Genomic DNA, 25204 nt, shown 5'->3' on the forward strand with positions numbered 1-25204 from the left:
ATGAACCGCTCCCGTACGCGCCTGATCACAGCGCTGTCGTCGGCTGCCGCCCTGCTCGCCACGGCGGGCTGCGGCGCCGCCGACATGACCAAGCAGGCCTCCCCGTTCGCCGCCCCCGCCGGGGTCAAGACGGTGACGCTCTCCGTCCAGTCCTGGGTCGGCGCCCAGGCGAACGTCGCCGTGGCCGAGCAGCTCCTCAAGGAGGAGCTCGGCTACCGCGTCGACCTCGTCCAGACCGACGAGGTCCCCGCCTGGGACGCCCTCAGCCAGGGTCGCGTCGACGCGATCCTGGAGGACTGGGGCCACCCGGACCAGGAGAAGCTGTACATCGACGAGAAGAAGACCATCGTCAGGGGCGGCGACCTCGGCGTCACCGGCCACATCGGCTGGTACGTCCCGAAGTACTGGGCGGACAAGAACCCGGACGTCACCGACTGGAAGAACCTCAACAAGTACGCGGACGAGCTGAGGACCGCCGAGAGCGGCGGCAAGGGCCAGCTGCTGGACGGCTCGCCGTCCTACGTCACCAACGACGTGGCGCTGGTGAAGAACCTGGACCTGGACTACAAGGTGGTCTTCGCCGGCTCCGAGGCGGCCCAGATCACCCAGATCCAGCAGTTCGCCAAGGAGAAGAAGCCCTTCCTCAGCTACTGGTACCAACCGCAGTGGCTGTTCAACGAGGTGCCGATGGTCGAGGTGGAGCTCCCCGAGTACACGGACGAGTGCGCGGCCAAGGACCCGAAGGACATCGACTGCGCGTACCCGACGACGCCGTTGCAGAAGTTCCTCAACGCGGACTTCGCCGAGCGCGGCGGGGACGCGTCCGCGTTCCTGAAGAAGTTCCACTGGTCGGAGAAGGACCAGAACGAGGTGTCCGAGATGATCGCCCAGCAGAAGCTCACGCCCCAGGAGGCGGCCGAGCGCTGGATCGAGCGCCACCCGGACGTCTGGAAGAAGTGGCTGCCGAAGGACTGACCCGCCCGGTGCCCGGCCGCTCTCACGAGAGGCCGGGCACCGGAACCCGCCCCGCTACCGCGCCCGGACCGTCGCCATGACGTCCCGGTCCGGCTGGAGCGTCAGGCCCGTCACGGGCGTGATCTCGCCGGGGTCGACGTCCAGGGTGAAGCGTCGGGCCAGCACGGCCAGCAGGAGAACGGCCTCCACCATCGCGAAGCGCGTACCGATGCAGACCCGGGGACCGCCGCCGAACGGGAACCACGCGTACTCCGCGATCTTCTCGCCGCGCTCCGCGTCCCAGCGCTCGGGCCGGAACTCCTCCGGCTCGGGGAACCACCGCGCGTCGCGCTGCGTGGCCCACTGGCTGCTCCACACCCGGGTGCCCTCCTCGATCGGCAGGCCCCCGATCGTCGCCCCTTCCTTCGCGACCCCGGTGATCAGCCAGACCGCGGGGTACAGCCGCAGCGTCTCCTTCACCACGGCCTGGGTGTACGTCAGCCGGGCGTAGTCCTCGAAGCCGGGCTCCCGGTCGCCGAGGACCCGGTCCAGCTCCTCGGCGAGCGCGTCGCGGACCCGGGGGTTGCGGGCGAGCAGGTACCACGCCCACACCAGCGTCGTGCTCGTCGTCTCGTGACCGCCGATGTACAGCGTGACCGTCTCGTCGCGGATCTCGTCGTCGGTGAGGTGTGTCCCGCTCTCGTCGACGGCGGTGAGCAACCGGCTGAGCAGGTCGGGGCGTTCCTCCTCGCCGTCCCGGTGCCGGGCGACGACCCGGCCCACCTCGGCGTCGATGACGGCGGCGGCCTTCTTGATGCGCGCCCGGCCCGGTGTGGGCACCCAGTCGGGGAGCAGCGCGCCGATCCCGGCGAACTCCTTGCCGATCTCCATCTGGGCGATGTCCATCGCCCGGCCCATCGCCTCGGAGTCCGCCGGGGTGTCCACCCCGAAGATCGTGCGCACGGCGATCTTCTGCGTCAGCGCGGCCATCTCCCGCTTGACGTCGATCCGTCGGCCGTCCGACCAGCGGTCCGCCAGCTCCACCGCCGAGGCCGCCATCGTGGCCGCGTACGACGCGACCTGCCTGGGACGCACCGAAGGCTGCACCAGCGAGCGTTTGCGCCGCCAGTACCGGCCCCGCGCCACGATCATGCCGTTGCCCAGAACGGTCCGGAAGGCGATCCCGAGCTTCGGCTGGTCGAAGGTGTGCTCCGTTTCGGTGAGCAACTCGCCTATGCAGTCCGGGTCGGCGAGGAAGACGCACCGGTTGCGGCCGAACCGCCAGCGCACCATGTCCCCGTGCCCGCGCAGGAGTTCGAAGAAGGCCAGCGGGTTCTTCCCGAACTGCGGCAGGTTCCCCACCAGCGGCAACCCCTTGGGCCCCGGCGTGAACGCGTGGCCGCGGGGCTGGGTGTCGGGCGCCGGACCGGTCTGCGTGGACATCGAGGAACTCCGCTCCCTGGGGGCGCGCCACTGCCGACGCGCAAACGTTCGAACCTCATCGAACAGGATGGGGAGGCGCTCCACCAGGGCGTCGGCAGGGCGTGGCCGAAATCCTTCAGATGCCTTACAGAGCAAGCGAGTTGTCAAGGGCAACCGCGGTTGCCCGAAGTGGGCGCGTTCGTGGCCGGGGACCCGGGCAGGCGCCGCCGGGCCCGGGTTTCGTCGCGCAACGGACCCGGGGACGATCGGTGCGCGACGGGGAGGTCTCGTTGTTCGACCTGACGATCAGGATGACCGGAGTGGCTGTCGGGCTGTGCATCGTGCTGCTCGCCCGCCGGAACCAGCGCGCAGAGGCGGAACTCAGCGCATGTGGACGGGTCGGGGAGCTGAACCGACTGCAGACGGGTGAGGCTCTGCTGCGGCTGCTGCACAGGTCGCGCACCATCGGATTCTTCGCCTCCGCGGCCGTTGCCGGCCTGCTCGCCGCAGTGTTGGTCCGGGCCGCCGCGACGGGCGAGTGGGGCGCTATGACGGCGTACTACCTGACGTTGTCGTCCCTGCTCCTCCTGTGGACGGGCATCGGCCACAGGAGGACCGTCATGCGGATCACCCGGACCAAGGCGGAGGTCTCCGTCCTCACGCGGTCCGCCGGACGTCGCCGGATCCACCCGGGTAGGTGTTGTGCGTGCGCCGGTGCGGCTGTCGATGGGTCCGGAATGGTTCACCGTTGTCGGAAGACGGCTTAGGGGACCAGCGCGTTCCGTGAAACAACTGGTATTACTGGTGCATGCAGGAAGAAGCCGCGCAGTCCGCAATCGACACGTTCGTCTCCGCGTTCAACGCCTCGGACGACAGCTATGTGACGGCGCTCCTCTCCCAGGCCCTGACCTCGGACGTGGTCTTCTGGGGGCCGTTGGGCCGCAGCGAAGGGATCGAAGCGGTCGAGCGGTTCGTGCTGGACATCCGGCGCCACCCGGCGGGGGCCGGCACGATGGTGCGCTGCTCGGCGGTGGACATGCCGGACGAGTGGGCCCGGTACCAGTGGGTCTTCACCACGCCGGACGGGGGTCCCCGTCTCGCGGGAACGGACGTCGTCCATCTGCGGCGGAGCCTCATCGACCAGGTCATCGTCTTCGCGGGAGAGATCGACCCGTCCGGCTCCTGACCCGGCCCGTCGGCGCTCCGTGAACGTGTCGCTGTCGCGGGGCGGGGGGCGGGACAAGTGCGGACCGGATCGTGGAGCCCGGCGGGAGCCGACGTCGCGGGCCGGCCGGGGCACCACGACGATCTGGACGTCGTCCTCGTACACGATCCTGCCGGGATCCGCGGACTCCAGGCGCTCGCACGGCACCCCGTGCGCGGCCAACAGCGCGAGATAGCCCGGGATCCGGTCCAGCAGATGAGTCGCCGTCCCCTTGAACCAGGCCACCGCCCCGGGGTTCACGGCCGGGTCGTACACCGTCGGGTCGGACCGCGAGGGGTCGGGGTACGCGGCGTCGTACCAGTCGTTCCCCGCCCGCCAGAAGCGGTGCTGCTCCTCGCTCAGACGCCCCTCCCTCGCCAGCCCGTTGGCCAGGGCGAAGATGCCCGGGAAATGACCCGGGGGCTGCGCTCGGTGCTCTGGAACCGTACGTACGTCGTCGTCCCGCTCATCCCGTTCCCCTCTGCCGTGGCGGCCCCGGCCCGGACGATCCCGCCCTTTCGGGAGCCAGGATCGCCGAGACCGGGGCGGAGCCGCCACAGCCGCCACGCGGGCGCGGGGCCGACGAGTCTGTCAGAGACCGGGCGGTACGTGGGCCGGGCGGCCCCTGCCCCGCGTCAGCGAGTAGCCGAACACGGCTGCCAGCGCGGCGAGTACGCCACCGCCCACGGTCCACAGCCAGCGGTCGGTCCACCAGCCCGAGGCCCATCCGTCCTCGGGCTCACCGGTGGCGACGGTCCGGGGCCCGTCCGAAGCACGTTCGTCGCTCTCGCCCGCGGAGGCGACCGAGACGCCCGGGACGAGAGGCTCGGCGAGGGTGCCGCCCCCGTCGTGGCCCCGCCGAGCTCCTTGACGCTCGTCCTCACTTCCACGTCGACCGGCAGACCCAGGTCGGCGGCGGGCAGGTCCACCACGGTGAGACGGATGTAGTAGCTCCCGGGCAGCGGGTCGTCGGCCCAGGGCTCCGACCAGGACCGCACGGGGCGCAGGACGCAGGACAGTTCGACGGTGGCCGCGTCGGCCGTCGCCTTACGGGTCTGGTGCCCGTACATGCAGGCCTGGCGGCGGCGCAGCCCGTCGTACACGTCGACCTGCCAGGTGGACGTACCGCGCCGGGCGGCGCTCTCGGGCAGCTTCACCGTGGCCTCGACGGTGGGCCGCTGACCGGCATCGGCCGGGAACACCCAGTACAGGTAGTCGCCGGCCGAGGCCCGGGCGGTGCCGGACCGGCCCTGCTTCAGGGCGGTCGCCGTACGGAACGTGGTGCCGGCCTCGGTGGGGCCGGCCTCGTCCCCGGCGGGGCTCGCGCTCGCCGACGGGTCGTCCGCCATCGCCGGGCCGGCCGTGGTGAGGAGGGTCAGCCCGGCGAGCAGCGCTCCGGTGAGCGCGCGTCGTATGCCGCGGGCGCGGCGAGGGAACCCGGTCATCAGTTGGTCCTCCAGACGGAGATGCGCCAGCGCGAGATCCAGCCGGTCAGCAGGCCCGCGACCAGTCCGGTCAGGACGAGCACGCCGAGCAGCCACCAGCCGCGGCCGAGCCCGAAGGCGGCGACGTCCGAGGCGTTGTCGGGGCCGTCCACCAGGTCCAGGGTCAGCTCGACCGGCAGGCCGGGGGACCGCTTCACCGAGGCGGGCGCGGAGAAGGAGTGGGCGAGCTGGATGCAGACGGTCTCGGCGGCGGGCTTGCCGTCGCCGTCGTCACCGTCCTCCGCCCCGGGCTTCGGGTAGCGCAGCCCGGACGAGATCACATCGGTCCGGCCGGTCCCGGCCTCGGAGCCCCGGACGATCTCGCGCCCGTGCACGGTCACCGCGCGCAGCAGAACCCCGTAGTCGTTGTCCACGGCACGGTCGGCCGCGACGCTCGCCGAGGCGCGCAGCTCCTGACCGGGGAGCACATCGACGCGGTACCAGCGGTGCTGGCCGATCTCCGCGCGGTCGGTGAAGAGGCCCGGCTTCAACTCGGGTGCGGCGGCACAGCTTTTGGCCCCCTCGGTCGCCACCGGAGTGACGACGGGCTCGGCGGCCCGGTCCACCAACTGTTTGACGCGGCCGGAGAGTTCTTCCTTGTGCTGAACGGCGGTGTACGTGCCGCCGGTGGCCTCCGCGATGCAGGTCAGCTGCTGCCGGATCTTGGCGTTGGGCACCAGGCCCAGCGTGTCCACGACGAGGTGGGTGCCCCGGGCGGCGATCTCCCGGGCCACCTCGCACGGGTCGAGCGGCCCGCAGGTGTCCTCGCCGTCCGTGATGAGCACGATCCGCCGCGAGCCCTCCCCGCCCTCCAGATCGTCGGCCGCGCCGAGCAGGGCGGGCCCGATCGGGGTGAACCCGGTGGGGGCGAGGGTGGCGACCGCGGTCTTGGCCTCCGTGCGGTCCAGCGGGCCGACCGGATAGAGCTGCCGGGTGTCCTTGCACCCGACCTGGCGGTCCTCGCCCGGATAGTCCGCTCCGAGCGTCCGGATCCCGAGCTGCACCTGCTCGGGCACCGCGTCCAGAACATCGTTGAACGCCTGCTTGGCGGCGGCCATCCGGGACTGGCCGTCGATGTCCCGGGTGCGCATGGAACCGCTGACGTCGAGCACCAGCTCGACCTTGGGAGAGGGGGTGGCGGGGGCTTCGTCGGCGGCGGCGGGGATCGCGGTGCCGAGCCCGGCGGCCAGGGTGGCGAGCGTTATGCCCACCCCGGTCGTCAGCCGTTTTCTAGTGATCATCGCCGGATCTTATGGAAAATCAGTTCGTATTCCCAACTGGAGGCTTCGGGGTCCGGAACCCTGGTCGCGGACGGCTTCTCCGGCCCGTGCTCAGGGCTCGTCGCCCGGCGCCGGGCGGGCGAACGCGCCGGCCGTGGCCGCCTGGGCCGCTGTGTCAACCACGAACGGCTGCCCCGGCACCCCGGCGCGGACTCCCGCGTTGATTCCCCGGGCCATGCAGCCCAGTGCGGACAAGGCCGGCCCCGGGCGGTCACCCTCGTCGGGCCCTGCCCCGACACCGACGCCGGGACCGGCCGGCGGGTCCGGCCGGTGGGTCCGGCCGGAGACGGCCCGCAGCTCGGCACGCCTGCGCGCCGAGGCCCTGGGCGAGGGCGGCACCCGGCGTGCCGTACGCCTGATCGAGGAGACGCTGATGCGCTGAGACGTCACGGACCGCCCAGCAGCGGCCCCGACGCCTGTTCCAGGACCGACGCCACCCGCTCCCAGGTCTCCGTGTCCCTCTCCACCGGGGGCAGCTGACGGTCCGTACCGGACTTCTGCCAGGCCGTCGCCAGGGCCACCGGCCCGCCGCCACCCGCGGCCGATGCGGCCAGTGCCGCGGCGCCGAGGGCGACCAGCTCTCCGTTGCCCGGGATGACGACCGGGCGGCCGGAGAGGCGGCGTACCGTCTCCACCCACATCCGGCCCCGGGCTCCGCCGCCGATCAGCCGCAGCGGGCGGGCGGCCACCTCGGGGGCGTCCGGGTCGAGGCCGCAGGCCGACAGCAGTTCGTCCGTGGCGCGCAGGACGGTGACGGCCGCGCCCTCGTAGGCGGCGCCCAGCACCTGCTGCCGGGTCGTGTGGTGGCGCAGTCCGGTGAGGAGCCCGGAGGCGGCCGGCAGGTCCGGGGTCCGTTCGCCGTCCAGGTACGGGAGCAGGACCGCGTCGCCGCCCGGTGCCGCGTCCTCGCGGTCCAGGCCCAGCAGGGCCGCCACCTTGTCCACGGCGAGCGTGCAGTTGAGGGTGCAGGCCAGCGGGAGGTACGTGCCGTCGGCGGCGGCGAACCCGTTGAGGGCGGGGGACGCGGGCCGGGTGCGGGAAGCCGCGAACACCGTGCCGGAGGTGCCGAGGCTGAGGGCCGGATGGTCCAGCAGCCCCTCCCCGCCCAGCCCGAGGCCCACGGCGGCGCTCATGTTGTCGCCGGTGCCGGCCGCCACCGCGATGCCCGCGGGCAGACCGAGCGCGCGGGCCGCCGCCTCGGTGAGCGAACCGACCCGGGCCGCCCCGGTGGGCGCCACCTCCGGGAGCAGGGCCGCGTCCAGGCCGAGGAGGTCCAGCAGGACAGGGTCGTACGCACCCGCCGCGGTGGAGTACCAGCCGCTGCCCGAGGCGTCCCCGGGGTCGGTGGCGGCGACGCCCGCGAGGCGCTCGGTCAGGAAGTCGTGGGGGAGCCGGATCGCCGCCGCGGCCGCCGCGCTCGCCGGGTCGTTCTCCCGCAGCCACTGCCACTTGGAGGCGGTGATGGCCGCCACCGGTACGGATCCGGTCCGCGCCGTCCAGGCCTCCGGTCCGCCGAGCGCCTCGGTGAGCGCGGCGGCCTGCGGCGCGGAGCGGGTGTCGTTCCACAGGAGCGCCGGGCGCAGCGGGCGGCCCGCCCGGTCCAGTACGACGAGTCCGTGCTGCTGCCCGGCCACCGCGATCCCGGTGACCGCGCGGGCGGAGAGGCCGGACTCCTTCAGCCCGGCGGCCACCGCCTCGCACAGCGCCCGCCACCAGATCTCCGGATCGCTCTCCCGCGCCCCCGCCTCGCCGGTGACCGCATGCGGGGCGCGCCCCACGGCGAGCTGCTCACCGGTCCCGGCGTCGACGAGGACTGCCTTGGTGGACTGGGTCGAACTGTCCACGCCGATGACGACGGCGGGTGACGGCATGGGGGCCTCTTTCGTGCTGAGGAGCTGGTCACGGGGCTGGTCAGGCTCGGGTCGAGGGCCGGATGGCGGTGCGGGGCAGCGCCGGTCATTCGGCTTCGGCATGAACAAATTACGGGATGCGTGGCCCTCTGCACAGGGGGGTCGCGGGCCTCCCTCGCGGCACAGGGGTTCCCTGTCCGGGGTACCGTGTGCTTGATTAGTCATGACAGTGAACAAATAGGGGTGCCGGGCTTGCCGCCGGGCGTCCCGACGGCAGGCGAAGGCGGTCGGACGACGATGACGGAACGCTTCACCCCCACCCCCGAGGACAAGTTCAGTTTCGGCCTGTGGACCGTGGGCTGGCAGGGCCGGGACCCCTTCGGCGACGCGACCCGCGCGGTCATCGACCCCGTCGAGTCGGTCCAGCGGCTCGCGGAGCTGGGCGCCTGGGGTGTGACCCTCCACGACGACGACCTGATCCCCTTCGGCGCGCCGGAGACCGAACGCGAGAGGATCGTCAAGCGCTTCCGGCAGGCGGTCGACAGCAGCGGACTCGTCGTGCCCATGGTGACGACGAACCTCTTCACGCACCCCGTGTTCAAGGACGGCGGGTTCACCGCCAACGACCGGGACGTACGCCGCTATGCGCTCCGCAAGACCCTGCGCAACATCGACCTCGCCGTCGAGCTGGGCGCGAAGACGTTCGTGGCCTGGGGCGGCCGCGAGGGTGCCGAGTCCGGCGGGGCGAAGGACGTCCGCCTCGCCCTGCACCGGATGAAGGAGGCCTTCGACCTCCTCGGCGAGTACGTCACCGAGCAGGGCTACGACCTCCGCTTCGCCGTCGAGCCCAAGCCCAACGAGCCGCGCGGCGACATCCTGCTCCCCACCATCGGCCACGCCCTGGCGTTCATCGAGCGCCTGGAGCGCCCCGAGTTGGTCGGGGTCAACCCGGAGACCGGGCACGAGCAGATGGCCGGGCTCAACTTCCCGCACGGCATCGCCCAGGCCATGTGGGCGGACAAGCTCTTCCACATCGACCTCAACGGCCAGTCAGGCATCAAGTACGACCAGGACCTGCGCTTCGGCGCGGGCGACCTGCGCCAGGCGTTCTGGCTGGTCGACCTGCTGGAGAGCGGCTACGAAGGCCCGCGCCACTTCGACTTCAAGCCCCCGCGCACCGAGGACTACGACGGCGTCTGGGCCTCGGCCGCGGGCTGTATGCGCAACTACCTCATCCTCAAGGAGCGGGCCGCGGCCTTCCGCGCCGACCCCGAGGTGCGGGCGGCGCTGCGGGCCTCCCGCCTGGACGAACTGGCACGCCCGACGGCGGGGGACGGCCTGGCGGAGCTGCTCGCCGACCGTACGGCGTACGAGGAGTTCGACGTGGACGCGGCGGCGGAACGCGGTATGGCCTTCGAGGCGCTGGACCAGCTCGCCATGGACCACCTGCTCGCCGTCCGCTGACGTACCACCGGGAGACACACCGGGCGCGCCGGGGCAGCTCGCCTGCCCCGGCGAGCGGGGGGGCAGGGGCCAGGAAGGCCCTTACCCCCCGACCCCCGCTCACCCGCCCGACGGCTCCGCGTACGCCACCGGATCGTCCAGCACGTCCTGCACCACGAGCGCCGCCGCCCCCCGCGCCGCGTCGCCCGCCACCGACGACGCCCGGAGCCGGCCGCTGCCCGTCGACCAGAGGCCCGACACCACCCGGCCCGTCAGCTCCTCGTCGGCGGGCGGCGCCAGCCACGGCATCAGGCCCCGGTAGATCCCACCGAGCACCACCGCGTCCGGGTCGACCAGATTGACCGCCCCCGAGAGCACCCGGCCCAGCATGCGGCCCGCTTCACCGATCGCGGCCACCGCGCGCGGGTCCCGGGCCGCCGCGCGCCGCTCCAGCTCCAGCACTCCGGAGGCGCCGCCGATCCCCGCGATCCCGGCCGCCCGCAGCAGCGCCGCCTGTCCGGCGTACTGCTCCAGACACCCCCGCGACCCGCACCGGCACTCCGGACCCGTCGGATCCACCACCACATGGCCGATCTCCCCGGCGAAACCGTGCGCCCCGCGCAGCAGTTCGCCGTTCAGGACCAGCGCCCCGCCGACCCCGATCTCCCCGGTCAGATAGAGGAAGCTGCGGACGTCCCCGAGCCCGCCGAACCACAGCTCGGCCAGCGCCGCGAGATTGGCTTCGTTCTCCGAGGCGACCGGCAGCGCCGGATGGCCGGGACGCAGGGCGGCCAGCGCGTCGGCGAACAGCTCCTGCGCCGGGACCTCGTTCCAGCCGAGGTTGGGGGCCTGGCGCACCGATCCGCCGGAGACGAGACCCGGCAGCGCCAGCGCCGCGCCCACCGGACGCAGCTCCTGCTCGTACGCCGACTCCAGGGTCCGCGCGGCGAGCCGGGCCGCCCGCGCCAGGGACTCATCGGCGGGTGCGCCCCGGTTGTCGAGGTGCTCGGTCTGCCGGACCCGGCCGGTGCCCGCCAGATCCACCACGCACACCGAGACGTAGTCGATGTTGATCTCCACGCCGAGCCCGGCCGGACCGGTGCGGGCCACCTTGAGCGCGGTGCCGGGGCGGCCGGCCTGGCCGCTGAACGTCTTCCCCGACTCGGTGAGGAACCCGCTGTCCATCAGCTGCTCGACGAGCGAGGACACCGCGGCCCGGGTCAGCCCGACCCGGGCGGCCACTCCGGCGCGCGTGGCGTCGCCGCGCTCGCCCTCGTCCCGCACGGCGCGCAGTACCAGGCTCAGATTGTGCCGTCGCACGGTGTCCTTGTCGGCCTTGGGCCCCAGCGGCGTGAGGATGCTCTTCATATCGTCGCCGAGCCTATGTGATGAGGGGCTCGGGACGGGCGGTGCGCGAAGGGGCGGCCCCGGCCCTCCGGCCGGAACGCCCCCTCGCGATCAGGGCTTGGCGCCCCGGTCCTTCAGCATGTCCGCCATCAGTCCGATCTCCGACCGCTGGCCCCGGACCATGCCCTCCGCCAGATTCCGGATGGCATCCGTCCTCGCCGCACCGGCGGCGGCCCGCGCCATGTCGGCGCCCGCGCGATGGTGCACGGTCATCAGCCGCAGGAACAGGACCTCGGCCTTCTCGCCCTTCGCGGCCGCGAGTGCCGCCAGTTCCGCGTCGGTCGCCATGCCCGGCATCAGCGAACCGTCGTCGGTGGGCGTGAAGGTGTGCCCCATCCACTTCATCGGCGGCCCGGCCGCGCTCTTCGGCAGCCCCCACACCTCCAGCCAGCCCAGCATCATGCCGCGCTGATTGGCCTGGGTGTTGATGATGTCGTACGCGAGCCGCCGCACGTCCTCGTCGTCCGTGCGGTCCCGCACGATGAACGACATCTCGACCGCCTGCTGGTGGTGGATCGCCATGTCCCGGGCGAACCCGGCGTCCACGGAGTCCTCCGCCGGCGCCGACAGCGACGACGACCCCCCGGACGGGGAGGCCGAGGAGGGGCGGACGACCATCAGCGCCACCAGCCCCAGCGCGACGAGCAGCACCGCGGCTCCCGCGAGGACCAGCCGGCGGGTGGAGCGGGTGGGTGCGAGGGCGGTCATCCGTCCAGCCCGCCGGTGCAGGCGGCCCCCGGCTCAGGAGTCTGCGGGCCCTGCACGTACTTGGTGAAGAACTGGTCGACCCGGTCGTCCGAGGCGCTCTTGACCGTGACCTGCTTGCCCCAGGCGCTGAGCATCAGCGGGTCCTTCTGGTCCTTGACCGGGCTCATCAGGGAGTACGGGGTCGACTTGACCTTCTTGGTGAGCGCCTCGATGTCCGCGTCCGAGGCCTTGTCGTTGTACGTCACCCAGACCGCGCCGTGCTCCAGCGAGTGCACGGCGTTCTCCTTCGGTATCTCCTCGGTGTAGACGTCCGCGTTGCAGTTCATCCAGACCTGGTTGTGGTCGCCCCCGACGGGCGGGTTCATCGGGTAGTCGACCTTGTTCGCCACATGCTCCTGGGTCAGCTTGTCCCAGCTGCGCTCACCGGTGACGGGCGAGGTCTTGGCCTGCTCCTCCTTCTTCTCCTTCTCGTTCGCCTGCACCATCAGATAGCCGCCTCCGGCGACCAGGGCGGCGACCACGGCCACCGACGCGCCGATGGTGATGATGCGGACCCGGCGCTCGCGGGCGCGCTCCTTGCGGCGTGCCTCTTCGAGCTTGGCGCGCCGCGCCGCTGCCGGGTTGTTCTGGTTCTTGGCGGAAGCCATGAGAAGTCCTCGTCGTTCAACCGATGCACAAGGGGTCTGTGCATGAGGGGGTAAGGGATGCGGGGCATACGGAAAACCGCTCCCGGTGAACCGGCGCCGGGGCGACGCGGCGGGAGAGCGGACCCGGCCTCTAGATCCGTTGGACCTGAAGGCGCAGTTGATCGACGGAACGCACACCGTCGTGCGCGGGACCCCTGATGACGGCGGCCCCCGTGAGCGGGGCGGCGGGGACGAAGGCCACGGGCGAGGGAACGGCAACGGGCGCGGACGACACCTGAGGCACGACGGCCACCGTGTGCGTCGAACCCCCGTGGCACGACGAGCCCGGACCGCGGTCCGGCGCGGAAGCCAGCACGACCGGTTCGAAGGTCGCGTCAGGCGTCGGGGTGAACGTGCGGACGGTGGCCGCCTCGGCCCGACCCGCGGCGACCGGCACGGCGGCGGACGACGCGGCGGCCGAGCAGCAGAAGAGCATGGCCAGGAGGAAGAGGACCCAACCCAGGGCGAAGGGCGCGCGGGAGCCGTACCGCTGCCGGTCGGTCCGCGTGCTCACCCTGGTCATCGCCCGTCATCGTAGTGGGTGTGTGAAGTTTCAAAGACAGTGGGTCGCGCCGTTCGCGGGACAGTGTGCCCGAGTCGTCGCCGCTGGAACAGGGGTCAAGTATTTTACAGGTGTAATACTTGTTAACGTATATGGGTGAGTGATACACCTGTCCGCCCCGGGCGGACCTCCGCCCGCAGGCTCCCGAAGCTCCCGCCGGCCCTCCGCGGCCTCCCGTCGGTCTCGGCCCTCCGGCTCTCGCCGCCCTCGGACACCTGGTTCAAGCCCGCGCTCAGCGTCGTCGTCGCCTCCGCCGTCCCCCATCTGACGCTTCTGGCCCTGGGCCGGCTGGACCTGGTCATCTACACCATGGCCGGGTCGCTGTGCGCGCTCTACGGACACGGCCTGCCGTACGTCCGGCGGGCCCGGGCCGTCGCGGGCGTGGTGCTCGGCATGGCCGCCGGGCTCGCCGTCTCCTTGGCCACCGCGTCGCTCACCGGCTCGACCGCCGTGCTCATCGCGGTCGGGGCGCTGCTCGCCGCCGTACAGAAGGTGCTGTGCGACGCCGCCCGGATCGGGCCGCCCGGCCATGTGATCTTCACCTTCGTCAGTTCCGCCGCCCTCTTCGCCCCGCAACGCCTCGGCCAGATCCCGGGCCACCTCGCCCTGACTCTCGGCGCGGGCGCGTTCGCCTGGCTGGTCACCCTCGCGCCCGCCCTGGTCCGCCGTGAGGGGCCCGAACGCCGGGCCGTCGCCCGCGCCCTGGAGGCCGCCGCGGTCTGTGCCGCCGACCCCGGCCCGCGTCACCGCAACGCCGCGGCCGCCGCTGTGCACGCCGCCTGGCAGTGCCTGCTCGCCTCCGGCCGCCCCACCCCCGTGCGCCGGTCACTGGAACGCCTGGTGGTGCAGGCCGAAGCGGCCTTCGTGGCCCCGAGCCCCGGCGTCGGGGCGGTGGAGCCGGAGCGGCTGCGCGCCTGGGCCGCCCTGACCCGGGGGCGGGGGCCCGTGCCCGCGCCCCCGCCGGCCCCCGGAACCGCCGACGAGCTGTACGGGATCGACGCCGAACGCGCCGCGCGGCGCGCCCGCGAAGGCCGCCGCGCCTTGCTGCTGGGCCTCGGCCCCGGATCCCCGCTGCTGCCGGTCGCCGTCCGCACCCTGATCGGCTGCGCGCTCGCCGGGTACCTCTGCGCCGCGCTCGGCGTCGGCCGCCCCTACTGGGCGATCGTCACCGCCGCCTCCCTCTACCAGGCCAACCTCACCCTGTCGTGGAACCGCACCCTCCAGCGCACCCTCGGCAACCTCCTGGGCGTGCTCGTCTTCGCCGTCGTGCTGCCGGTCTCACGGACCGGACCGCTCGCCCTCGTCTGCTGCTGCCTCTTCTTCGGCTTCGCCGCCGAGGCCCTCATCACCCGCAACTACTGGCTCGGCTCCGTCGCGGTCACCCCGATGGCCCTGCTGGTCCTGGAGTTCGGCGGCACCCACCCGGCCGGGGAGCTGATCGGCGACCGGGTCCTGGACACCGTCCTCGGCGCGGCCGCCGGCTTCCTGGCGGCGACGCTCGTCACCAACCGGCGGGCCACGGGCCGGGTCGAGCGGGCCCTCGACGCCACCGACCGGGCCCGCGCCGCCGCGGAACGGGCCGGCGCCGACCCCGCGGCCGCGCCCACCGAGCGGGACCGGGCCCGCCGCGCGCTCACCGCGAGCCTCGTCGAACTGCGCGAGGCGGGTGACACCGCCGCGGGCGAATGGTGGCAGCGCGCCCTGCCCGAGCAGCGTCTTCTCGCGGCCGAGCGGGCCGGACACCGTACGCTCGCCGCGACAGCACAACGGCGCGGGCCCATGGCTCACGCCCCTTCGATCGGAGCGGAGTGACCGACGACATCGTTGCCTCGGTGGTCCGGCAGTGGCAGGCCGTCAACCCCGAGCTCGACACCGGGCCGATGGAGATCATCGGCCGGATCAACCGCTGCGCCGCCCTGCTCCAGCAGGCGGAGGACGCCCCGCTGCGCTCCGCCGGGCTCACCCGCGCCGAATTCGACCTCCTCGGCGCCGTACGCCGGACCGACCGGGAGCTGACCCCCGGCGAGCTGGCCCGCGAGACCTTCTCCTCCGGAGCCGCCGTCACCAAACGGCTGCGCGCCCTCCAGGACCGCGCCCTCGTCGAACGCCGGGGCGACGACCGCGACCGGCGGGTCGCCCATGTCCGTCTCACCGACGAGGGGCGGGCCCTGGTCGACCGGCTGCTGCCCGAGCAACTGGCGTACGAACGCTCGGTGCTGGCCGGGCTCGACCAGCCCGGCCGCGAAGAACTCGCGTCCCGGCTGAGCGACTTGCTCGTCCAGCTGGAAGGGCGGCTCGGGGGTGCCCGCCGCTGACCCGGCGCCCTCCATCGGCTGCGGGCTCCGCATGCGCGTCAGCGCGCCGATTTTTGCCATCACCCCTCCGTCGGCAGGGAATCCGCTCCTTTCGATCCGGTTCGGTCACCTGTGCCTCTGGCTGATTCTGTGTGGTGACAGGGGGAGATGATGGGGGTTTTCGCTCGATAGGTGGCATGCCCGGTGGTGCAGATGCCCTCCTTTCGCCTGCCAGCGCCTCAGTGGCAGGGCCATTTTCAGCCACCACTACTCCCCGCACACGTTCCACAGCGCTCAGTGCAAAAACTGGTGAGTGTATTCCTCCCGGCGGGCTTCCGCAGGGGGTTGGGTGAATATGCCGAAGCACTGTTCTGATCTGGCTAAGCTCACGCGCAGTGAAGTCGAGTTGAGATGAATTCGAGCACTTGTCCTAAGTCTCCGCTCACGTGCGCATACATCCCGGAATCAACCGCCAGAGGGTTTTAGATGGTCCGTGTTGAATCACCGCCGACCGACAGAGAAGTTCCCGTCGTCCGCGTAGTCCTGCTGCCCGTGGTCCTGCTCCTCGGCGCGACCGCCGCCGGGTCGGCCCTGGTCGCACCGGCCGCGCGGATACCAGTCGCCGTGTGCGGCGCGATCACCACGCTCGTGGTCGCCGTGCTCACCGTGGCGCTCCACCGCGCCCGACGCGCCACGCGCGTCCAACGTGCCGAGCACGAACAGCGCATCGCCTACCTGGAACACCGCATCCACTCGCACGACGCCGAGACGGTGCGGCTCACCAAGGAAGTCATGCCCGCCGCCATCCGGCGGCTGCGCGTGGGCAATTCGCCCGACGAGGTGATGCGCGACATCGTCGACGCGGACGCGGCCAACCGCCATCTGCCCAAGGCGCTGCGCGAGCAGATTTACCAGGTCCTCGAAGTCATCGACAACGAGGAGGCCCGGCGTGACTCCGCCCAGCGCGCCTTCGTCAGCGTCGCCCGCCGCGTCCAGGCGATCGTGCACCGCCAGGCCAGTGAACTGCGGGAGATGGAGGACCACTACGGGCGTAACCCCGAGGTCTTCGACGACCTGCTGCGCATCGACCACGGCACCGCGCTGATCGGCCGCCTCGCCGACTCCATCGCCGTGCTCGGCGGCGCCCGCCCCAGCCGCCAGTGGCCCAAGCCCGTACCGCTGTTCAGCGTGTTGCGCGGCGCGATGTCCCGCATCCTGGAGTACCAGCGCGTCGATCTGCACTCGATCGCCAAGGTCGCCATCGTCGGCACCTCGGTCGAACCGCTCATCCACGCCTGCGCCGAGCTCCTCGACAACGCGACCCGTTACTCGCCGCCCCAGACCCGGGTGCACGTCACCGCGGTCGAGGTGCAGACCGGCATCGCCATCGAGATCGAGGACGGCGGCGTCAGTCTCAGTGAGGAGGCCCGCGCCCGCGCCGAGAACATGCTCGCCCAGGCCCAGGCCGGCATCAACATGAACGACCTCGGGGAGTCCCCGCGCCTCGGCATGGCCGTCGTCGGCCGGCTCTCCCGCATGTACCAGCTCCAGGTGTCGCTGCGTCAGTCGGCGTACGGGGGCGTCCGCGCCGTCCTCATCGTGCCGCGCGAGATGATCACGACCGGGCCCGCCCCGGGCATCGCCCACGGCATCGGCGCGACCTCCCGGCCCACCAGCTCCCTGGACATGTCGCAGCTCCAGCACGTGGTGCCGCCGCCCGGCAAGCGCAAGCCCAAGCCCGCCGCCACCGGCCCCGTGCCGTCCGTGGCCGCACCGGCCCCCGCGGCGGTCGCGCGCCCGGCCGCTCCCGCGGCCGCCATGGAGGACGACGTTCCCGTGGTCACCGAGTGGACCGAGAACGGGCTGCCGCAGCGCCGCAGCCGGGGCCGTGCCCCGCTCGGCTCGCACAACCTCCCGCAGCAGCCCCCGCCGCCCCCGGCCCCCGCGAACGGCTTCCAACCCGGCCCGGGCGACGGCACGGACGGCGGACGCGGCGAGGAGAAGCCCCCCGGCCTCTGGCTGGAGGCCTTCACCAAGGCCGTCAACGGCGTACCGCAGGAACGAAAGCACGGCGAAGACTCCGATGACGCGTGGGACAAGGGAGACCTGAAGTGATCCAGCAGCGGGGAAACATGGACTGGATGCTCAAGGAGCTGGCCGACGACGTTCCGAGCATCCACCAGATCGTGGTGCTCTCGTCGGACGGCCTGCGCATCGCGATGCACGGCGGCGACCCCGACGTCGCCGACCGGCTCGCCGCGGCCTGTGCCGGACTCCAGAGCCTGGCCGCCGCGGTGGCCACCGAGATCCCGTACAGCGACGGACTGATGAAGCTCGTGGTCATCGAGGTCACGGGCGGGTTCTTCTACCTGATGGCGGCCGGCACCGGCGCGTATCTCGCGGTCCTGGCCGGCGAGACCGTGGACGCCGGACTCGTCGGGGCCCGGATGCGGGACATGGTCGTGCGGATCGGAGCCCACCTGACCAGCCCGCCCCGCCACGGCGGGCAGTCCGGATGAGTGGACCTCGACGAGAACGCCGTAAGGCCGACCCGGATCTCCTCGATCCGGAACGGCTGTACGTGATCACCGGCGATCTCGACGACAGCGAACGGGCCGCGCTCGACCTGGTCACGATGGTCGTCGCGCAGGCGGAGCCGTCGCCGACGTTCCAGCCCGAACAGGCCGCGATCCTGCGGCTCTGCCAGGCCCCGCTGTCCGTCGCCGAGATCTCGGCCTACCTCGGTCTGCCGTTCAGCGTGGTCACCTCGCTCCTGAGCGATCTCCTCGCCACCGAGCTCATCGAGTCGCGCGCGCCGATCGTCCGCGCCACTCTCCCCGACCGGTCCCTTCTCGAAGCGGTGATGCATGGACTTCAGAAGCTCTGACACGATCACCGGACCCCGCACCGAGGACGTCCTCCCCACCACGGCCACGGCCGCGGTGAAGGTCGTGATCGTCGGAGGGTTCGGCGTCGGCAAGACGACCATGGTCGGCTCGGTGAGCGAGATCCGGCCGCTGACGACCGAAGAAACCATGACCCAGGCCGGCGTCGGCGTGGACGACAACGCCGGGGTGGAGACGAAGACCGCCACCACCGTCGCCATGGACTTCGGCCGGATCAGCCTCAGCGAGGAACTGATCCTCTACCTGTTCGGCACCCCCGGCCAGGAGCGCTTCTGGTTCCTGTGGAACGGCCTCTTCGAAGGTGCCCTCGGCGCGGTCGTCCTCATCGACACGCGACGGCTCGAAGTCAGCTTCGACGTCATCGGACGACTGGAGGAGCGCGGAGTGCCGTTCGTGGTGGCCGTGAACACCTTCCCCGACGCGCCGCACCACCCGGTCGAGGCCCTGCGCAACGCCCTCGACCTGCCGGACGAGGTCCCGATGATCGACTGCGACGCCCGGCTGCGGGCCTCCAGCCGCGATGTGCTGATGACCCTGATGCGCTACCTGCACAGCCTGGCCGTCCCCCTCGCCTGACACCCCCGCCCCCGGGCCCGGCGACGGGACCGCCCCGGGGGCGCGCGCCGTCCCCCGGCGTACGCCCCCGGCCCGGTCCGCACCCGGACGCCCCGTCCCGCCCGCCCGTCTGCGCACCAGCCCTGGAATCCTGATCCCTGGAGCCCCTGTGACAACCCCGTTCCACCACGAGCCCGGAGCCGTGCCCCCGCCCCAGTGCCCGGCCCACAACCTCGACATCGGCCCCGGCGGACTGCGCCGGCTCTACGGCCCCGAGGCGGAGAACAACCCCGCGGGCCTCTACGACAAGCTCCGCGCCGAACACGGCACGGTCGCCCCCGTCCTGCTCCACGGCGACGTCCCCGCTTGGCTCGTCCTCGGCCACAGCGAGAACCTCCACCTCACCCGTACGCCGTCCCAGTTCTCGCGGGACTCGCGGCGCTGGCGCGCCCTCCAGGACGGCAGCGTCGCCCCCGACCACCCGCTCGCCCCGATCTTCACCTGGCAGCCCGTCTGCGTCTTCGCCGACGGCGCCAAGCACGAGCGGCAGCGCGGCGCGGTCACCGACAGCATGGAGCGGATCGACACCCGCGGGGTGCGCCGCCACATCAACCGGTTCAGTAACCGCCTCGTCAACGACTTCTGCGAGAAGGGCACCGCCGACCTGGTCGGCCAGTTCGCGGAGCACCTGCCGATGATGGTGATGTGCGCGATCTTCGGCATGCCCGAGGAGTACGACGAGCGCCTCGTCCAGGCCGCCCGCGACATGACCCGCGGCACCGAGACCGCCGTGGCCAGCAACGCCCACATCGTGGCCGTGCTGACCCGCCTCGTCGAGCGCCGCCGCGCCGAACCGGCCCACGACTTCGCCAGCTGGCTGGTCGAGCACCCCGCCACGATGACCGACATCGAGGTCGTCGAGCACCTGCGCCTCATCCTCATCGCCGCGTACGAGTCCACGGCCAACCTCATCGCCAACGTGCTGCGCATGGTCCTCACCGACCCGCGCTTCCGCGCCCGGCTCAGCGGCGGGCACATGACCGTCCCCGAAGCCGTCGAGCAGACCCTGTGGGACGAGCCGCCGTTCACCGCCGTCTTCGGCCGCTGGGCCGTCGGCGACACCGAGCTGGGCGGCCAGCAGATCAAGGCGGGCGACGCCCTCCTCGTGGGGATCGCCCCGGCCAACACCGACCCCACCGTCCGCCCCGACCTGAACGCCGACATGGGCGGCAACCGCGCCCACCTCGCTTTCAGCGGCGGCCCCCACGAGTGCCCGGGGCAGGACATCGGCCGCGCCATCGCCGACGTCGGCGTCGACGCGTTGCTGATGCGCCTGCCCGACCTGGAGCTCGGGGTGGGGGAGAGCGAGCTGCGCTGGGTCGGCAACATCATGTCCCGCCACCTGGTCGAGCTGCCCGTGACGTTCGCCCCCAGCCCTCAGCAGAAGCTGGACGCCGACCCGCTCTCCGTGATGGCCCGCGCCCCCCGCCCGGCCGATGCCTGGGAGATCTCCTCCCCGGCCAGGGCCGTCCCCGAGCCCGAGCACGAGACGCCGACCGGAGCGCAGCCCGGCCACGCCCCGGCCGCCGCGCCCCCCGCGGCCCAGCCGGTCCCCGCCACCCCCGCCCCCGAGACGGCCCCGGTCGCGACGGTCCCGCGCCAGCGCCGCCCGGCCGCTCCCGCACGGCTCTGGCAGGCCGTCACCCGTTGGTGGAACGGCTACTGACGCTCCGGCCGCGGCGGCCCCGGGTCACGCCCACGGGCCCGGCGCCGCCGCCTCGCGCACCGGGCCGGGCGCGGCCCGCCCCGCACGGCTCCGGCCGCCCGTACCATCGAGCAGCGTGAAGCTGACAATTCTTGGCGGTGGCGGATTCCGGGTGCCTCTCGTGTACGGGGCCCTCCTCGGCGATCACGCCGAGGGGCGCGTCTCCCGGGTCACGCTGTACGACACCGACGCCGACCGGCTCACCGCCGTCGCCCGCGTCCTCGCGGAACAGGGCCGGGGCATCGCGGACGCCCCCGTCGTCGTCGCCACCACGGAGCTCGACGAGGCGCTGCGCGGCGCCGACTTCGTCTTCTCCGCCATCCGGGTCGGTGGGCTCGCCGGCCGCGCCGCCGACGAACGGGTGGCCCTCGACGAGGGCGTGCTCGGCCAGGAGACCGTCGGCGCCGGAGGCATCGCGTACGGGCTGCGCACCGTCCCCGTCGCCCTCGGCCTCGCCCGGCGCATCGCCCGGCTCGCCCCGAGGGCCTGGGTCATCAACTTCACCAACCCGGCGGGCCTGGTCACCGAGGCCATGTCCCGGCACCTGGGCGACCGGGTCATCGGGATCTGCGACTCGCCGGTCGGGCTCGGGCGGCGCATCGCCCGAGTCCTGGGGGCCGACCCGGACCGGGCCTGGATCGACTACGCCGGGCTCAACCACCTCGGCTGGGTGCGAGGGCTGTACGTCGACGGGCGCGACGAACTGCCCCGGCTGCTCGACGACCCGAAGCTCCTCGAATCCTTCGAGGAGGGCCGCCTCTTCGGCGCGGAACTCCTCCGGTCGCTGGGCGCGATCCCCAACGAGTACCTGCACTACTACTACGTCAACCGCGAGGCCGTACGCGCCTACCAGAAGGCGGAGCGGACCCGGGGCGCGTTCCTCCAGGACCAGCAGGAGGGCTTCTACGCCCGGATGCGCGAACCCGGCACGCCCGCCCGGGAGACCTGGGACCGCACCCGCGCCGAACGCGAGGCGACGTACATGGCGGAGAACCGCGAGGTCGCCGGGGCGGGGGCGCGGGAGGCGAGCGATCTGGAGTCCGGTGGCTACGAACAGGTCGCGCTCGCCCTCATGCGGGCCGTCGCCCGCAACGAGCGCACCTCGCTGATCCTCAACGTCCGCAACCGCACCACCCTTCCGGTCCTGGACGCGGACGCCGTCGTCGAGGTGCCCTGCCTCGTCGACGCCAACGGGGCCCACCCGGTGTCCGTCTCGCCACTGCCGTACCACGCGGTCGGCCTCGTCACCGCGGTGAAGGCCGTGGAGCGGGCGGTGCTGGAGGCGGCGGAGAGCGGATCCCGCGCGACGGCCGTCCAGGCCTTCGCCCTGCACCCGCTGGTGGACTCCGTGACGGTGGCCCGGCGGCTGCTGGATCGGTACACCGAGGTCCACCCGGGGCTCGCGTACCTCGACCGGGCCTGACCGGGCCGCAAGCACGACCGAACGACACGACCGAACGACACGACCGAACGACACGACCGAACGACACGACCGAACGAGACGGGCCCGACCTGACCGGGCCCGGCTCGTTCGGTCGCGGGCTCTGTGCCCGGTCACCGAGGCCGCTACGGCGCGGACACGACGCTCCGCGTACCCGGGGAGGCCCAGCTCGGGGCCACCCCCGTCACCTGGCAGACCATCAGGAACAGCGGAATGGGCGGGGTGTACGGGGTGAGGGCGTCCGGTGAGTGGATCAACCGGGGCCGACCGCCGGGCACGGCCGCATCGCGTGCGTACGTCACCTGCTCCGGCCAGTCCAGATCGAGGTCGGAGCCGGCGGGGACGATCCACCACCAGCGGTCCGCGTCGGCGAAGACACAGCCGGTGCGCGGCAGATGGGACATGAGGCGGAATCCGTGCCGGGCGGGCACCCCGACCGCGTCGCACCCCAGAGTGGCCGACATCGACGCCGGCAGCGCCAGCCGCACCCGGCCTCCGCGGACCTGTTCGGGCGTCCGGCCCCGGTGCGCCGCGCGCAGCCGGGCCAGTGCGTTCCTCAACACGCCCGCTCCGCGCCGGCCAGCTGCTCGACCCCGTGCGGCAGCTCCGCCCAGACGATGCGCCCGGAGGCGTCCCCCGCGTCGTGCGATCCCCAGGCGCTGCTCATCGCGTCGACGAGCAGCAGACCACGGCCGTGCTCGTCGTCGGACGAGGGGCGCAGCCGCGGACCGCAGGGCTGGTGGCCCTGGTCCTGCACGGCTATCCGCAGTCGTCTGCCGAACCGGCTCAGTTCGCAGACCACCCGGGTGCTCGCGGTGTGCACGATCACGTTGGTCACCAGCTCGGAGACGACGAGGACCGCCGCGTCACAGGCGTCCTGGTCCAGCTTCCACGCGTCCAGCCGGGCCCGCGTCAGCTCCCGCGCACCGGCCACCGACTCGGGGTGCGCCGGCAGCGCGAAGCAGTAACGGAGCGCCTCCGTCCCGGGGCTGAGGTCCATGAGCCGGGGGATGAGCGCACTGCCAGGTGCCACGACCGATTCCTCACAGTGGGGGCTGCGTCACGCTTCGTTCCCCGGGTGCTGGGGGCGGGCATGACTGAGCGAACTGGTTCGGGAGTCAACTCTCCTCCTGACGATGACACTTGGCAAGGGGCACTCTGAAATTTCCAGAGTGACTGTGTCGTTGGGGGTGCACGCATGGCACACTGCTCGCAAAACAGCGCATGGGGAGGTCTGAAGTGAGCGAACCGCGGTCCGCCCCGACCGTGGGCCAGGTCGTTCTCGGCAAGCGCCTGCAGGATCTGCGCGAGCGTGTCGGCCTGACCCGTGACCAGGCGGCGAAGGTCCTCCGGGTCGCCCCCGCGACGATACGCAGAATGGAGACGGCCGAGGTCGGCCTGAAGATCCCCTACGTCCAGCTGCTGCTGAAGGCGTACGGAGTCGCCGACCAGGAGGCCGAGGCCTTCGTCGACCTGGCGGAGGAGGCGAACCGGCCGGGCTGGTGGCAGCGTTTCCACGACGTGCTGCCCGACTGGTTCAGCATGTACGTCAGCCTGGAGGGCGCCGCGAGCCTGCTGCGCATGTACGAGCCGCACTTCGTGCCCGGCCTGCTCCAGACCGAGGACTACGCGCGCTCCGTGATGCGGACCGGAGCGGTCGGCCAGACCCGGCCCGAGGACATCGAGCGCCATGTGGCGCTGCGGATGGAGCGGCAGTCCCTGCTGGCCAAGGAGGACGCCCCCCGGCTCTGGGTGATCATGGACGAGACCGTTCTGCGGCGGCCCGTCGAGAGCGCGCAGGTGATGCGCGGGCAGACCGACAAGCTGCTGGAGGCCACGGAGCTTCCCCATGTCACTCTGCAGATCGCAGAGTTCGCCACCGGCCACCACCCGGGGACCTATGGCCCGTTCGTCCTCTTCCGGTTCGCCGTCCCCGAACTCCCCGACATGGTCTACAGCGAGTACCTGACCGGTGCCGTCTACTTCGACGCCCGCCCCGAGGTGGCCTCCTACCTCGAAGTCATGGACCGCATGGCGGCTCAGGCCGCAACTGCACAACGCACGAAGGAAATCCTCCGGGACTTCCGCAAGGAGCTGTGATGGACCACATATACAACGGCATGCCTGCCGGTGACCTGGGCTCCGAAGGCTGGCACAAGCCGTGGAGCGGCGGGAACGGCGGCAACTGCATCGAAGCCATGAAGCTCGCCGACGGGCGGGTCGCCGTCCGCCAGTCCGCCGACCCCGACGGCCCCGCCCTCATCTACTCCAACGGTGAGATCGCCGCGTTCATCCAGGGCGCCAAGGCCGGCCAGGCCGACTTCCTGCTCACCTGACACCCACCCTCATCCACGGACCTCTGACCACGGAGCGCGCCATGACCGGGCACGAACCCCACTCCATCGGGATCGACACCAGCAAGCCGCACCCGGCCCGTATGTACGACTGGTTCCTCGGCGGCAAGGACAACTACCCGGTCGACGAACAGATGGCGCGACAGCTGCTCACCCTGGACGCGCGGGGCCGCGACATGGCACGGGTCAACCGTGCCTTCATGCACCGGGCGACCCGCTGGCTCTCCGAGCACGGCGTGCGCCAGTTCCTCGACATCGGCACCGGCATACCCACCGAGCCGAACCTCCACCAGATCGCCCAGCAGGCCGCTCCCGAGGCGCGCGTCGTCTACTGCGACAACGACCCGATCGTGCTGGCCCACGCGGCGGCCCTGCTCCGCTCGACGCCCGAGGGGGCCACCGAGTACATCCAGGCGGATGCCCGCAAACCGGAGACGATCCTCGCCGAGGCCGGCAAGGTGCTGGACTTCGAGCAGCCGGTAGCCCTCTCCCTGTTGGCCCTGCTGCACTTCATCGACGACGAGGACGGCGCGGCCGCCCTGGTGGACAAGCTGGTCGAACAGCTTCCCTCCGGCAGCTATCTGGTGCTCTCGCACACCACCGGCGACTTCAACCCCGAAGGCGCGGCGCAGGCCCGGGCCATGTACAAGGCGCGCGGGATGACGCTGCGCCCCCGCAGCCGCGCCGAACTCACGGCGTTCTTCCACGGCCTCGAACTGGTCGAACCGGGAGTCTCGCTCTCGGCCGACTGGCACCCCGAACTCGGCGAGGTCGTCGACGTGCCCGGCGATGAGCCGATTCCCGGCTACGCGGGCGTCGCGCGCAAGCCCTGACGTGTGCCGCGCCACCGTCGGGCCCACGCACGGGGCGGGCGGACGGCGGTGCGGCA

Annotated in this window: 25 protein-coding genes and 2 pseudogenes; 16 read left to right on the forward strand and 11 right to left on the reverse strand. The window is 72.3% G+C overall.

The genetic code is table 11. The annotated features are described in order from the left end of the window. Nucleotides 1–975, forward strand: a complete 975-nt coding sequence (locus tag CCZ36_RS30735) for an ABC transporter substrate-binding protein (protein ID WP_069740360.1) — start codon at nucleotides 1–3, stop codon at nucleotides 973–975. A gap of 54 nt (nucleotides 976–1029) precedes the next feature. On the opposite strand, the gene CCZ36_RS30740 is transcribed toward CCZ36_RS30735, so the two are convergent. Further along, the gene (locus CCZ36_RS30740; protein ID WP_128819049.1) at nucleotides 1030–2397 is read right to left on the reverse strand and encodes a cytochrome P450; all 1368 of its coding nucleotides are present in this window, start codon (nucleotides 2395–2397) and stop codon (nucleotides 1030–1032) included. Between the two features lie 248 nt (nucleotides 2398–2645). Between CCZ36_RS30740 and CCZ36_RS30745 the strand changes: the two genes are divergently transcribed. Both CCZ36_RS30745 and CCZ36_RS30750 read left to right on the forward strand, forming a co-directional pair. After that, nucleotides 2646–3143: a hypothetical protein gene (locus tag CCZ36_RS30745; protein ID WP_206515780.1), complete on the forward strand. Its 498-nt coding sequence runs from the start codon at nucleotides 2646–2648 to the stop codon at nucleotides 3141–3143. A 41-nt stretch (nucleotides 3144–3184) separates the two neighbouring features. Continuing rightward, nucleotides 3185–3562 (forward strand): nuclear transport factor 2 family protein, encoded by a 378-nt coding sequence (locus CCZ36_RS30750; protein ID WP_069740358.1) that lies wholly within the window; start codon nucleotides 3185–3187, stop codon nucleotides 3560–3562. Nucleotides 3563–3661: 99 nt separating this feature from the next. Here the strand turns inward: CCZ36_RS30750 and CCZ36_RS36100 are convergent. The 3 genes and pseudogenes from CCZ36_RS36100 to CCZ36_RS30765 all read right to left on the reverse strand — a co-directional run. Next, a pseudogene (locus CCZ36_RS36100) lies at nucleotides 3662–4050 on the reverse strand (hypothetical protein); the annotation flags it as partial. 121 nt (nucleotides 4051–4171) lie between these two features. Next, nucleotides 4172–5025, reverse strand: a pseudogene (locus CCZ36_RS30760) (hypothetical protein). Further along, a complete protein-coding gene (locus tag CCZ36_RS30765) occupies nucleotides 5025–6305 on the reverse strand; it encodes a VWA domain-containing protein (RefSeq protein ID WP_069740355.1) in 1281 nt (426 codons plus the stop codon). Before CCZ36_RS30765 ends, CCZ36_RS30760 begins: the two are co-directional and overlap by 1 nt. Nucleotides 6306–6519: 214 nt before the next feature. Between CCZ36_RS30765 and CCZ36_RS30770 the strand changes: the two genes are divergently transcribed. Beyond that, a complete protein-coding gene (locus CCZ36_RS30770; RefSeq protein WP_128819050.1) occupies nucleotides 6520–6726 on the forward strand; it encodes a hypothetical protein in 207 nt (68 codons plus the stop codon). Nucleotides 6727–6730: 4 nt separating this feature from the next. Here the strand turns inward: CCZ36_RS30770 and xylB are convergent, their stop codons facing one another. Continuing rightward, nucleotides 6731–8215: a xylulokinase gene (gene xylB / locus CCZ36_RS30775; RefSeq protein WP_128819051.1), complete on the reverse strand. Its 1485-nt coding sequence runs from the start codon at nucleotides 8213–8215 to the stop codon at nucleotides 6731–6733. A gap of 276 nt (nucleotides 8216–8491) precedes the next feature. Between xylB and xylA the strand changes: the two genes are divergently transcribed. Beyond that, complete coding sequence (gene xylA, locus CCZ36_RS30780; protein WP_069740352.1) at nucleotides 8492–9658, forward strand: xylose isomerase; 1167 nt, start codon at nucleotides 8492–8494, stop codon at nucleotides 9656–9658. 99 nt (nucleotides 9659–9757) lie between these two features. Here xylA and CCZ36_RS30785 read toward each other — a convergent pair whose 3' ends face one another. The 4 genes from CCZ36_RS30785 to CCZ36_RS30800 all read right to left on the reverse strand — a co-directional run bounded on the left by CCZ36_RS30785 (nucleotide 9758) and on the right by CCZ36_RS30800 (nucleotide 12961). Beyond that, a complete protein-coding gene (locus CCZ36_RS30785) occupies nucleotides 9758–11005 on the reverse strand; it encodes an ROK family protein (protein ID WP_069740351.1) in 1248 nt (415 codons plus the stop codon). 90 nt (nucleotides 11006–11095) lie between these two features. Next, nucleotides 11096–11752 (reverse strand): DUF305 domain-containing protein, encoded by a 657-nt coding sequence (locus CCZ36_RS30790; RefSeq protein ID WP_069742280.1) that lies wholly within the window; start codon nucleotides 11750–11752, stop codon nucleotides 11096–11098. Continuing rightward, nucleotides 11749–12399: a DUF3105 domain-containing protein gene (locus CCZ36_RS30795; protein ID WP_069742281.1), complete on the reverse strand. Its 651-nt coding sequence runs from the start codon at nucleotides 12397–12399 to the stop codon at nucleotides 11749–11751. Before CCZ36_RS30795 ends, CCZ36_RS30790 begins: the two co-directional genes overlap by 4 nt. Nucleotides 12400–12529: 130 nt before the next feature. Beyond that, entirely contained in the window at nucleotides 12530–12961 is a 432-nt protein-coding gene (locus CCZ36_RS30800; protein ID WP_069740348.1) for a hypothetical protein, read from the reverse strand. Nucleotides 12962–13096: 135 nt separating this feature from the next. On the opposite strand from CCZ36_RS30800, the gene CCZ36_RS30805 reads away from it, so the two are divergent. The 8 genes from CCZ36_RS30805 to CCZ36_RS30840 all read left to right on the forward strand — a co-directional run bounded on the left by CCZ36_RS30805 (nucleotide 13097) and on the right by CCZ36_RS30840 (nucleotide 21943). After that, a complete protein-coding gene (locus CCZ36_RS30805) occupies nucleotides 13097–14812 on the forward strand; it encodes an FUSC family protein (protein ID WP_128819052.1) in 1716 nt (571 codons plus the stop codon). Next, nucleotides 14809–15315 carry a MarR family winged helix-turn-helix transcriptional regulator gene (locus CCZ36_RS30810; RefSeq protein ID WP_069740679.1) on the forward strand — a complete coding sequence of 169 codons (507 nt, stop codon included), beginning with the start codon at nucleotides 14809–14811 and terminating at the stop codon, nucleotides 15313–15315. The genes CCZ36_RS30805 and CCZ36_RS30810 overlap by 4 nt, the downstream gene beginning before the upstream one ends. 465 nt (nucleotides 15316–15780) lie before the next feature. Beyond that, nucleotides 15781–17409 (forward strand): sensor histidine kinase, encoded by a 1629-nt coding sequence (locus tag CCZ36_RS30815; RefSeq protein ID WP_128819053.1) that lies wholly within the window; start codon nucleotides 15781–15783, stop codon nucleotides 17407–17409. Then, nucleotides 17406–17813: a roadblock/LC7 domain-containing protein gene (locus CCZ36_RS30820; RefSeq protein ID WP_006128841.1), complete on the forward strand. Its 408-nt coding sequence runs from the start codon at nucleotides 17406–17408 to the stop codon at nucleotides 17811–17813. The genes CCZ36_RS30815 and CCZ36_RS30820 overlap by 4 nt, the downstream gene beginning before the upstream one ends. Beyond that, the gene (locus CCZ36_RS30825; protein WP_030711754.1) at nucleotides 17810–18181 is read left to right on the forward strand and encodes a DUF742 domain-containing protein; all 372 of its coding nucleotides are present in this window, start codon (nucleotides 17810–17812) and stop codon (nucleotides 18179–18181) included. The genes CCZ36_RS30820 and CCZ36_RS30825 overlap by 4 nt, the downstream gene beginning before the upstream one ends. Further along, entirely contained in the window at nucleotides 18162–18776 is a 615-nt protein-coding gene (locus tag CCZ36_RS30830) for a GTP-binding protein (RefSeq protein ID WP_069740681.1), read from the forward strand. Before CCZ36_RS30825 ends, CCZ36_RS30830 begins: the two co-directional genes overlap by 20 nt. Nucleotides 18777–18924: 148 nt before the next feature. Continuing rightward, nucleotides 18925–20481 carry a cytochrome P450 gene (locus tag CCZ36_RS30835; RefSeq protein ID WP_128819054.1) on the forward strand — a complete coding sequence of 519 codons (1557 nt, stop codon included), beginning with the start codon at nucleotides 18925–18927 and terminating at the stop codon, nucleotides 20479–20481. 115 nt (nucleotides 20482–20596) lie between these two features. Further along, a complete protein-coding gene (locus CCZ36_RS30840) occupies nucleotides 20597–21943 on the forward strand; it encodes a 6-phospho-beta-glucosidase (RefSeq protein WP_069738220.1) in 1347 nt (448 codons plus the stop codon). A gap of 143 nt (nucleotides 21944–22086) precedes the next feature. Here CCZ36_RS30840 and CCZ36_RS30845 read toward each other — a convergent pair whose 3' ends face one another. Both CCZ36_RS30845 and CCZ36_RS30850 read right to left on the reverse strand, forming a co-directional pair. Beyond that, the gene (locus CCZ36_RS30845) at nucleotides 22087–22524 is read right to left on the reverse strand and encodes a hypothetical protein (protein WP_069738151.1); all 438 of its coding nucleotides are present in this window, start codon (nucleotides 22522–22524) and stop codon (nucleotides 22087–22089) included. Next, on the reverse strand, nucleotides 22518–22994 hold the full coding sequence (locus tag CCZ36_RS30850) for an ATP-binding protein (protein WP_069738152.1): 477 nt from the start codon (nucleotides 22992–22994) through the stop codon (nucleotides 22518–22520). Before CCZ36_RS30850 ends, CCZ36_RS30845 begins: the two co-directional genes overlap by 7 nt. A gap of 206 nt (nucleotides 22995–23200) precedes the next feature. Here CCZ36_RS30850 and CCZ36_RS30855 point away from each other — a divergent pair, with 206 nt between their 5' ends. Genes CCZ36_RS30855 through CCZ36_RS30865 form a run of 3 tightly spaced genes read left to right on the forward strand, consistent with a single transcriptional unit; the run spans nucleotide 23201 to nucleotide 25148 of the window. Beyond that, on the forward strand, nucleotides 23201–24061 hold the full coding sequence (locus tag CCZ36_RS30855) for a helix-turn-helix domain-containing protein (protein WP_069738153.1): 861 nt from the start codon (nucleotides 23201–23203) through the stop codon (nucleotides 24059–24061). Further along, complete coding sequence (locus CCZ36_RS30860; RefSeq protein ID WP_069738154.1) at nucleotides 24061–24297, forward strand: DUF397 domain-containing protein; 237 nt, start codon at nucleotides 24061–24063, stop codon at nucleotides 24295–24297. Before CCZ36_RS30855 ends, CCZ36_RS30860 begins: the two co-directional genes overlap by 1 nt. Nucleotides 24298–24338: 41 nt before the next feature. Then, nucleotides 24339–25148: an SAM-dependent methyltransferase gene (locus tag CCZ36_RS30865; protein ID WP_069741253.1), complete on the forward strand. Its 810-nt coding sequence runs from the start codon at nucleotides 24339–24341 to the stop codon at nucleotides 25146–25148. Nucleotides 25149–25204: the final 56 nt, after the last annotated feature.

The sequence above is a fragment of the Streptomyces sp. S063 genome (assembly GCF_002832675.1).
Classification (GTDB): Bacteria; Actinomycetota; Actinomycetes; order Streptomycetales; family Streptomycetaceae; genus Streptomyces; species Streptomyces sindenensis.